The sequence below is a fragment of the Sphingomonas sp. genome (assembly GCF_031426035.1).
GTDB lineage: Bacteria > Pseudomonadota > Alphaproteobacteria > Sphingomonadales > Sphingomonadaceae > Sphingomicrobium.
Genome location: NZ_JANPKO010000030.1, coordinates 1 through 8,074 on the forward strand (window position 1 = coordinate 1; position 8,074 = coordinate 8,074).

The 8,074-nt window shown below is 67.1% G+C and carries 8 protein-coding genes; 6 read left to right on the plus strand and 2 right to left on the minus strand.

Features of this window, described 5'->3' with window-relative positions; translation table 11 throughout:
* The 3 genes from infB to RMP08_RS01850 all read left to right on the plus strand — a co-directional run.
* On the plus strand, positions 1-1,497 hold a 1,497-nt coding region (gene infB, locus RMP08_RS01840), incomplete at its 5' end, for a translation initiation factor IF-2 (RefSeq protein WP_310467260.1).
* Between the two features lie 47 nt (positions 1,498-1,544).
* Positions 1,545-1,937, plus strand: coding sequence for a 30S ribosome-binding factor RbfA (rbfA, locus tag RMP08_RS01845; protein ID WP_310467261.1), 393 nt, complete (start codon positions 1,545-1,547; stop codon positions 1,935-1,937).
* Positions 1,934-2,470 carry a GNAT family protein gene (locus tag RMP08_RS01850; RefSeq protein WP_310467262.1) on the plus strand — a complete coding sequence of 179 codons (537 nt, stop codon included), beginning with the start codon at positions 1,934-1,936 and terminating at the stop codon, positions 2,468-2,470. The genes rbfA and RMP08_RS01850 overlap by 4 nt, the downstream gene beginning before the upstream one ends.
* Positions 2,471-2,479: 9 nt before the next feature.
* Here the strand turns inward: RMP08_RS01850 and RMP08_RS01855 are convergent, their stop codons facing one another.
* Positions 2,480-3,445, minus strand: coding sequence for a hypothetical protein (locus RMP08_RS01855; protein ID WP_310467263.1), 966 nt, complete (start codon positions 3,443-3,445; stop codon positions 2,480-2,482).
* Positions 3,433-4,494, minus strand: coding sequence for a CDP-alcohol phosphatidyltransferase family protein (locus RMP08_RS01860; protein WP_310467264.1), 1,062 nt, complete (start codon positions 4,492-4,494; stop codon positions 3,433-3,435). The genes RMP08_RS01855 and RMP08_RS01860 overlap by 13 nt, the downstream gene beginning before the upstream one ends.
* Before the next feature lie 46 nt (positions 4,495-4,540).
* Between RMP08_RS01860 and truB the strand changes: the two genes are divergently transcribed.
* The 3 genes from truB to pnp form a co-directional block, all read left to right on the plus strand.
* Positions 4,541-5,542 carry a tRNA pseudouridine(55) synthase TruB gene (truB, locus tag RMP08_RS01865; protein WP_310467265.1) on the plus strand — a complete coding sequence of 334 codons (1,002 nt, stop codon included), beginning with the start codon at positions 4,541-4,543 and terminating at the stop codon, positions 5,540-5,542.
* Positions 5,543-5,561: 19 nt separating this feature from the next.
* Entirely contained in the window at positions 5,562-5,831 is a 270-nt protein-coding gene (rpsO, locus tag RMP08_RS01870; protein ID WP_310467266.1) for a 30S ribosomal protein S15, read from the plus strand.
* Positions 5,832-6,076: 245 nt separating this feature from the next.
* Positions 6,077-8,074 (plus strand): polyribonucleotide nucleotidyltransferase (gene pnp, locus RMP08_RS01875; protein ID WP_310467267.1); only part of this gene is annotated, 1,998 nt, incomplete at its 3' end.

The following is an 8,074-nucleotide window of genomic DNA, read 5'->3' on the forward strand; positions in this document are numbered from 1 at the left end:
CCGGTGGTGACCATCATGGGCCATGTCGACCACGGCAAGACCTCGCTGCTCGACGCCATCCGCGGCGCCGACGTGGTCGCCGGCGAGGCGGGCGGCATCACCCAGCACATCGGCGCCTACCAGGTGACCCTGCCCGACGCCTCGAAGATCAGCTTCCTCGACACGCCGGGGCACGAAGCGTTCACCGAAATGCGCATGCGCGGCGCCAATGTCACCGACATTGTCGTGCTCGTGGTGGCCGCCGACGACGGCTTGAAGCCGCAGTCGATCGAGGCGATCAACCACACCAAGGCCGCCGGCGTGCCGATGATCGTCGCCATCAACAAGATCGACAAGCCCGACGCCAAGCCGCAGAAAGTGCGCGAGGAATTGCTCCAGCACGAGATCATCGTCGAGGCGATGGGCGGCGAGGTCCAGGACGTCGAAGTGTCGGCGCTGAAGAAGACCAACCTCGACAAATTGCTCGAGGCGATCCACCTCCAGGCCGAAATTCTCGAGCTGAAAGCCAACCCCGACCGCGCGGCCGAGGGCACCGTGATCGAGGCCAAGCTGGACAAGGGCCGCGGCCCGCTTGCCACCGTGCTGGTCCAGCGCGGCACTTTGCGGGTCGGCGATGTGTTCGTTGCCGGCGCATCGAGCGGCAAGGTCCGCGCGATGAACGACGACAAGGGCCGCGCGGTCAAGGAAGCCGGCCCGTCGTTCCCGGTCGAGGTGCTCGGCCTCAGCGCCGTGCCGTCGGCCGGCGATGCGTTCACCGTGGTCGAAAACGAAGCCCGCGCGCGCGAGGTGGCGTCATATCGGCAGAGCGTGCTCGATCGTAAGCGCACCACCTCGGCGCCGGTCAGCCTGGAGAACATGTTCGCCTCCAAGGCCTCGGCGATCAAGGAGCTGGCGATGGTCGTCAAGGCCGACGTCCACGGCTCGGTCGAAGCGATCGTCCACGCCCTCAACCGCCTTGCGACCGACGAAATCCGTGTCCGCATCCTCCATTCGGGCGTCGGTGCGATCACCGAGAGCGACGTCACCCTGGCCAATGCGTCGGGCGCGCCGATCATCGGCTTCAACGTCCGCCCCAACGCCAAGGCGCGCGAGATCGCCGAGCGGACCAAGGTCGAATTGCGCTACTACGACGTGATCTACCACCTCACCGACTGGGCCAAGGCGGCGATGGCCGGCGAGCTTGGGCCGGAGATCATCGAGACGGTCGTCGGCCGCGCCGAAATCCGCGAAGTGTTCTCCGCCGGCAAGCATGGCAAGGCGGCCGGCCTGCTGGTCACCGAGGGCATCATCCGCAAGGCGCTGAAAGCGCGCATCACCCGCGAGGATGTCATCATCTACACCGGCGAAATCGCGTCGCTGCGCCGGTTCAAGGACGATGTCGCCGAAGTGAAGGCGGGCCTCGAGTGCGGCGTGACGTTCACCCAGAACTTCACCGACATCAAGGCCGGCGACTTCCTCGAAACCTACGAAGTCGAGGAACGCGCGCGCACGCTGTAATAGCTCCCTCTCCCGCCTGCGGGAGAGGGTTGGGGTGAGGGCCTGTCATGCGCAAAGTCGAAACTCCCGAAGGCCGCTCGGTCCGCTTGCTGCGCGTAGGAGAGCAGGTGCGCCATGCGTTGAGCGACATCCTCATGCGCGGCGACGTCCATGACGAGACGCTCGCGTCGCATCTGATCAGCGTCACCGAGGTGCGAATGTCGCCCGACCTGCGCCACGCCACAGTGTTCGTGAAGCCGCTGCTCGGCCAAGACGAGGAGGTGGTGCTCAAAGCGCTGCGCACGCACACCGCCTTCTTCCAGAAGGAAGTCGCGCGGCGCGTGGTCACCAAATACGCTGCCAAGATCAAGTTCGTCGCCGACGAGAGCTTCGACCAGGGCGGCAAGATCGACGCACTACTGCGCGCACCATCTGTCGCGCGGGATATCGTCAAGGAATGATCGAGGGTCTCGCAGAGGCGATGCGCGGCGACGGCTGCCGTGCCGAGCCGTTTGCCGAGCCGTACCGCGACCCGCTCCGTGCCGCCTGCGCCGAGGACCCCGACATCTGGTCGATCTACGCCAACAACTTCGGCGACGGCGGCTTCGACGCCAGCATCGACCACTATGTCGGTAACCCGCGCAACCGCACTTTCGTGCTGTTCGACGGCGACGAGCTGGCCGGCATGTCGAGCTTTCTCGGCATCGACGAGGCGCGCCAAGTGCTCGAGATCGGCGGAACTTATTACCGCCCGCACCTGCGCGGCAGCGGCTTCAACCGGCGCGTCAAGGACATGATGCTGGAGCGCGCATTCGGCTGCGGAATCCGCCGCGTCGAATTCCGCGTCGACCGTCGCAACGGGCGCAGCCAGGCCGCCATGAAGAAGCTCGGTGCGGTCCGCGAAGGCGTGCTGCGCGCAGACCGCATCACCTGGACCGGCCATGTCCGCGACACGGTGCTGTTCGCGATCCTCAAGGATGAGTGGCCGGTCTAGGCCGCCGACTCAGTCGTCTTCCTCGTCCTCGTCGTCGCGGCCGACCGGAACGTCGCGGAAGCGCCACCACAGCAAGATGCTGCCCGACGCCACCGCGATGCGGAACAGGGTCGCCGCGACAATGTGCAGCGACGGCTCGGGCAGCCACGCCAGCAATGCCAGCGATGCCGCCGTCCCGCCGGCGCACAGCAGCACCAGCAGCGGCAGCGAGGTCGGCGCGAAACGCTCGATCCGCGCCACCAGCCCGACCCCGCGCCCGGTGCGCGCGGCGAACCCGCCGACCGGCCCCAGCACCGCGGTCAGAATGCCCTTGCCGAGGCGGTAGGCGAAGCGCCGCCGCGCGGTGCGATAACTGTAGCCGCCGATCTCGTGCCAGTGGAGCTTCTGCGCATAAGCCGGCTTGTCGGGGTTGCGCCGCGCCAGCCACAGCGAGGCGCCGAGCGCGATCCATTCGCGTAAGCCGAGCGCCAGCGCCATCCCCACGAGGCCGGCGCCCGACAGCCACGCCAGCGCCGCCAGCCCCGCCCCGCCCCACGTCAGCGCCGACCGCGCTATGACGAAATGGCGCCGCCCGCCGACCAGAGGATAGAGGAACCGCGCGGGCAGCCCGGCCGCGACCAGCAGGCACAGCCACGCGGTCTTGGTCAGCCCCATCGCCTCGAACGACGACACCAGCAGCGCCAGCAGCAGCGCCCCGACCAGCAGCGCCGCGCCCTCGAGCTTGAGCGCGGTGGCCATCGCCTGGCGGAGGATCGCGCGCGGCGCCGTGGTCCGCCGCGCCAGGCTCGGGTTGCTGTTGGGCGCGACGAGGTAGCGCAGGCTGCGCACGAACAGCCCCGCGGCGAGCAAGCGCGCGGCATCGGCGGTGCCGACCGTCAGGGTGATGATCAACCAGCACAGCAACGTCCCGACCCACGGCGCATATTCGCGCGTGGCCAGGCGGCGCAGCATGTCGCGCCGCTTCACATCAGCCATGAACGGACCTCGCCGCGCCGTGCCACCGCCCGCGCCTGCGCCAGCCGCACCAGCTGGATGATTGCCGACACCACGCTCCACCCCGCGGCCACCGCGAACGCCTGCCAGGCTGCGCCCAGTGCAACCCCGACGGTCATGATCAGGAGAATAATATTGCGCCGCGAGACGATCAGCCGGAAGCGCGAGTCGAAGCGCTGCCACAGATAGGCATTGTAGCCGACGACCTGCTTGAACCAGGCTTCGGTCGCGCGGCCGATGGCGTAGGTGGCGAGGATCACCGCGCACGACCAATAGACGATGTCGCGCACCGCCGAGTCGGCGCCGAGCCCGAGCCCGACCGCGAGGCACACCCACCAGATCGGCGGGTGGATGAAATCCGTGACATGGTCGAGGCGGTTGCCGAGCTCGCTCGAGGTCACCGTGACCCGCGCCAACTTGCCGTCGACGGTGTCGAGAAAGGTCATCAGCCAGGCGAAGCCGAGCCCGGGGACGATTTCGCCTTGGGTCCACAGCCACGCAGCGACCGCCATCGCCGCGATGCCGACCAGCGTCACCATATTGGGGGTGATGCCGAGCGCCGCGCACAGCCGCGTCACCCACAGCGCCGGCAGCGGCCAGGCATATTTGGTAACGAGATCGGTGACGCCCTTGTAGACGCTGTCGAACAGCTCGCTTTCGGACGTGCCGGCCGATTGCTCATCGAGGCTGCGCACCAGCAATTTGTCGCGGCGGCGCAGCTTGCGCACGAACTGCTCGGGCATCATCGCCGGGTTGAGCTCGGGAAAGCCGGCGCTGCCCGTCGCAGCGATCGCCTTCTTGGCCGCGGCCACCTTGCCCGGCGCCACCGCGATCGCCACCGGCCGATTGGACGGGGTCGACACCATCGTCCCCGGATTCTCAATCAGCCACGCCACCGCGGCGTCGCTGAGCACGGCGGAGGCATGCGCGACCAGCACCGGGCCCGCCGCGCTGCCGCGCTGGCGCCGCAGCCGCTCGGCCTGGGACAGGCCGAACAGGCGCGTCTCGCAACTTCCGACAATCTCAAGCAATAGGGGTCTTCCCACTTCCACCGCGTCGCACGGGGGCACGCGCCTTATGAAAAAGCCGGACGCAACTGTCCATGACGACGCGCCTGGACAGGTAGCTGCCGTGCACGGCTGGATCATCCTCGACAAGCCGGTCGGGCTCGGCTCGACCCAGGCGGTCGGCGCGGTCAAGCGGCTATTGCGCGAGGGCGGCTATCCCAAGGTCAAGGTCGGCCACGGCGGCACGCTCGACCCGCTTGCCTCGGGCGTGCTGCCGATCGCGCTGGGCGAGGCGACCAAATTGGCCGGACGCATGCTGGACGCGACCAAGGTCTACGATTTTTCGATTTGCTTCGGGGCGGAGACCGACACGCTCGATCTCGAGGGCGCGGTGGTGGCGACCAGCGATGTGCGGCCTTCGCTCGAACAGGTCGAGGCCGTGCTGGCGCACTTCACGGGGGCGATCGAGCAGGTGCCGCCGGCCTATTCGGCGCTGAAGATCGACGGCAAGGCGGCGTACGTGAGGGCGCGTGCCGGGGAAGCGCTCGAGATGCAGCCGAGAAAGGTGACAATTTCCCAACTTTCCGTTCGTCCTGAGCCTGTCGAAGGACTGTCCTTCTCCTCGTCACAAGGGAAAAGCAGCCCTTCGACAAGCTCAGGGCGAACGGTGAAAGAGATCACGCTCTCCGCAACCGTGTCCAAAGGCACCTACATCCGCTCCCTCGCGCGCGACATCGCCCGCGCGCTGGGCAGCGTCGGCCATGTCACCATGCTGCGCCGCACCCGCGCCGGGCCGTTCGCCTTGGCTTCGGCCATTTCGCTGGACTTTCTGGGCGAAGCCGCTAAGGCGCGGCGACTGACGGAGACGGTTGTTCCGCTAATCGCGGCGCTGGACGACATCCCGGCCCTCCCCGTCACTCCCGGCCAAGCCCAGTTGCTCCGTCATGGACAGCGGCTGGCCGGTTTCCCCGCACCGCCGGGGCTTCACCTCGCCACCGACGCTGGTCGTCCGGTGGCATTGGTCGAAGCGTTGGCGGATGGCCTTCGGGTCGTGCGCGGGTTCAACCTCTAGACGAACAAAGGAGTAACCGATGTCGATCACTGCCGAGAAGAAGCAGGAACTGATCAAGGACCATGGCCGCGCCGACAACGACACCGGCAGCCCTGAAGTCCAGGTCGCCATCCTGACCAGCCGCATCAACACGCTGACCGAGCACTTCAAGACCCACGCCAAGGACAACCATTCGCGTCGCGGCTTGCTGATGATGGTCAACAAGCGCCGCTCGCTGCTCGATTTCCTCCGCCGCGAGGATGCCGAGCGCTACACCAGCCTGATCGCCAAGCTTGGGCTTCGCAAGTAACGCAACCGTTCGGCCCGCCTCGGCGGGCCGTTTACGTGTTGCGTTATCCCGGCGCAGGCCGGGATCCAGTTTACTAAGCGCTGTCGCGCTCCTGGACCCCGGCCTTCGCCGGGGAACGTAGTGAAAAAGTCCCGCAATTCGGCGGGACGCTCAGGGGCTAACCAATGCCCCACCCCGCCGCGAGCCGGCTTGCTCGCACTCAGATGAACCCATGACGCATCCGGCGCATGGGCGAAGGAAATCACATGTTTGACATCAAGACCGTAGAAATCGACCTCGGCGGCAAGACGCTGAAGCTCGAAACCGGGCGCGTCGCGCGCCAGGCCAATGGCGCCGTCCTCGCAACGCTCGGCGAAACCGTCGTGCTGTGCGCGGTGACCGCCGCCAAGACCGTCAAGCCGGGCCAAGACTTCTTCCCGCTGACCGTCCATTACCAGGAAAAATTCTCGGCCGCCGGGCGCATCCCGGGCGGCTTCTTCAAGCGCGAGCGCGGCGCCACCGAAAAGGAAACGCTGACCAGCCGCCTGATCGACCGCCCGATCCGCCCGCTGTTCCCCGAGGGCTTCTACAATGAGATCCTGTGCATCGCGCAGGTCCTTTCGTACGACGGCGAGAACGAGCCCGACATCCTGGCGATGATCGCCGCGTCGGCTGCACTCACCATCTCCGGCGTGCCGTTCATGGGCCCGATCGGCGCCGCGCGCGTCGGTTATGCCAACGGCGAATATATCCTCAACCCGACCCAGACCGAGGTCGCCGAGGGCGAGCTCGACCTGGTCGTTGCCGGCACCCGCGACGCAGTGATGATGGTCGAATCCGAAGCCAAGGAGCTGTCGGAAGACGTCATGCTCGGCGCCGTGATGTTCGCCCATCGCGCCAGCGCCAAGGTCGTCGAAGGGATCATCAAGCTCGCCGAAAAGGCCGCCAAGGAGCCGTGGGAGCTCGAGCAGCTGGGCGACAGCAAGGCGTCCAAGGCGAAGCTCAACGACCTCATCGGGGCCGATCTCGCCGCCGCCTACAAGTTGACCGACAAGCAGCAGCGCCAGACCGCGATCGCCGAGGCCCGCACCAAGGCGCGCGAAGCGCTCGCCGATCTCGAGACGTCGGACCCGGCCGCCTACCTCGCCACGCTCAAGCTGGTGAAGAAGCTCGAGGCCGACGTCGTGCGCGGCGCGATCCTCAAGGACGGCCGCCGCATCGACGGCCGCGACACCAAGACCGTGCGCCCGATCGAGGCGATGGTCGGCTTCCTGCCGCGCACCCACGGCTCGGCGCTGTTCACCCGCGGCGAAACCCAGGCGATCTGCACCACCACGCTGGGCACCAAAGAGTCCGAGCAGATGATCGACGGGCTCGAGGGGCTCAGCTACTCGCGCTTCATGGTCCACTACAACTTCCCGCCTTACTCGGTCGGTGAAGTGGGCCGCTTCGGCGCCCCGTCGCGGCGCGACACCGGCCACGGCAAGCTCGCCTGGCGCGCGCTGCACCCGATGCTGCCGTCGATGGAGGAATTTCCGTATACGATCCGCGTGTTGTCGGACATCACCGAGAGCAACGGCTCGTCGTCGATGGCGACGGTGTGCGGCGGTTCGCTCGCCATGATGGACGCCGGCGTGCCGCTCAAGCGGCCGGTCGCGGGCATCGCGATGGGGCTGATCTTGGAAGGCAAGGACTTCGCGGTCCTGTCCGACATCCTCGGCGACGAGGATCATCTCGGCGACATGGACTTCAAGGTCGCCGGCACCAGCGAGGGCATCACCAGCCTGCAGATGGACATCAAGGTCGCCGGGATCACCGAGGAAGTGATGAAGATCGCTCTGGCCCAGGCCAAGGACGGCCGCGCGCACATCCTCGGCGAAATGGCCAAGGCGCTCGACCACACCCGCGAGGAGCTTTCGGCTCACGCGCCGCGGATCGAGACCATGACAATTCCGAAAGACAAGATCCGCGAAGTGATCGGCACGGGCGGCAAGGTGATCCGCGAGATCGTCGCCACCACCGGCGCCAAGGTCGACATCGACGACGAGGGCGTGATTAAGATCTCGTCCTCCGACATCGACCAAATCGAGGCCGCGCGGCAGTGGATCCACGGCATCGTCGCCGAGCCCGAGCCGGGCACGATCTACACCGGCAAGGTCGCCAACATCGTCGATTTCGGCGCGTTCGTGACCTTCATGCCGGGCAAGGACGGCCTCGTCCACGTCTCGGAAATCAAGAACGAGCGGGTCGAGAATGTCCGCGAC